This is a genomic window from Alexandriicola marinus (genome assembly GCF_004000435.1).
Lineage (GTDB): Bacteria > Pseudomonadota > Alphaproteobacteria > Rhodobacterales > Rhodobacteraceae > Alexandriicola > Alexandriicola marinus.
Window position 1 is genome coordinate 1 of the sequence record NZ_RBVZ01000052.1, and the last position, 1,643, is coordinate 1,643.

At 61.5% G+C, this 1,643-nt stretch carries 1 protein-coding gene; it reads left to right on the forward strand.

What is annotated here, in order from left to right; genetic code table 11:
• Nucleotides 1–180: 180 nt before the first annotated feature.
• Nucleotides 181–1,524: an extracellular solute-binding protein gene (locus tag EP376_RS22615; RefSeq protein WP_164745063.1), complete on the forward strand. Its 1,344-nt coding sequence runs from the start codon at nucleotides 181–183 to the stop codon at nucleotides 1,522–1,524.
• Nucleotides 1,525–1,643 lie beyond the last annotated feature (119 nt).

Genomic DNA, 1,643 nt, shown 5'->3' on the forward strand with positions numbered 1-1,643 from the left:
CTGTCGAGCTGGCCCTGTCCGGCGCGAACGCCGGGCAAGGGACTGTGCAACACCCTTGGATCGTTCCCGTACGGTTGGTCAGACGAAACTCGGCCTGACCCCAAGATTTGGATTGAATTTTGTCCGAATCGCGTTATGACAACGTTGTCAAAACGTGACATACTTCGGGAGGAGAGGAAAATGAGCCGATTTGAACGGGATCGATGGACACCTGCTGTCCGGGCCGCGCTGCTGGGATCAGTCGCGGTAGTCGGCATGGGGTCCGGCGTTCTTGCGCAGGGAATCGTCTACGATACGGACGTCGTGAACAACGGCGAAGCAATCACGCTTGAATACTGGACGCCATATGGCTGGTCGTTCCAACAAGACTGGGTCGACGCGTATACGGCGCGCCATCCCAACGTCACCATCAACATTCAGAACCAGCCTTGGGGCGACTACTGGAATAAACTTCCCGTCGCGCTTCGCAATGACGACGGGCCCGATATCATCGGAATGCACAACGGCTGGGCTGCCGGCCTTGCCAATCTTCTCGAGCCCTGGCCGATCGACCCAGAGGCTCTGGCGACCGACTATGCCCTCGCCGGGTCGAACTTGATCGACGGAGATGTGCTGTTCATGAACATGTCCGTCGTGCACGGCGGGGTCTTCTACAACAAGGCGCACTGGGCCGAGGCGGGCTTGACCGAGAACGACATACCCTCGACCTGGGAAGAGCTTCGAACCGTGGCCGAGCGACTGACCCAGCGCAACGCAGACGGCCAGATGACCCGCGCAGGGTTCTGCTACCAAGGTGTGTTTCGTGATCTGATCGCTGATCTCAACTACCAGTCCGGGGCCTGGAACTTCTCAGAAGATGGCGTCAGCGCTGCGATGAACACACCGGCCGCGCAGGACAACCTGGCTTTCATGGCTGATCTCTACGGAGAAGACGGCGTATGTTCCCCATTGATCGCCGACGCGAACTGGGACGGCATGGCTCAGGGCAGGATCTCGATGGGTTATGCCTATAACTGGGTCGGTGGCTGGTTGAACGGCAACTCGGACGTCGATTGGGGATGGTTCCTGACCCCGGCCGCACCAGATGCCCCGGCGCTGGGGCGCAACAACGTCGAAAACAGCTTCGCCGTCAGTGCCGCCAGCCCCGACGACGAGAAGGCCGTCGCGCTGGACTTCGTGAAGTTCGTCATCGCGTCGGAAGACCTGGTGCTCCAGCACGTGTTGGAGACCGGTGGCGTACCGACCCGGCGAAGCCTGCTGGATGATCCCAAGGTCCAGGAAAACCCGGTCGTTGCGGCGGCAATTGCCGCAGACACACTGTCTCGCACGGTCTATCCCGGCCCCATCCCCGTTGCGTGGGAGGCAGGCTACGACTACGTCCGCGATATCGTGGCCGAGGGTGGCGACATCGACTTCGCTTCGGTTCTTGCCGAAGGCGAGGCGATCGCCAACCGGAGACTGGCCGGCAGCGGATTTGTCTCGATCGAGCGGGATTATCCCGGCGCAGGTGCCTTCGGAGAATGACTATGCGGCGCGTCACCGGGATTGATAGCCCGTCAGATGCGCCGGGAGAACCTATGGCCCCGGCTCTGATGAGCCGTGGCCGCCCCCATGCTTGGTGGAGCCGGCTCGCATCGCGGCGG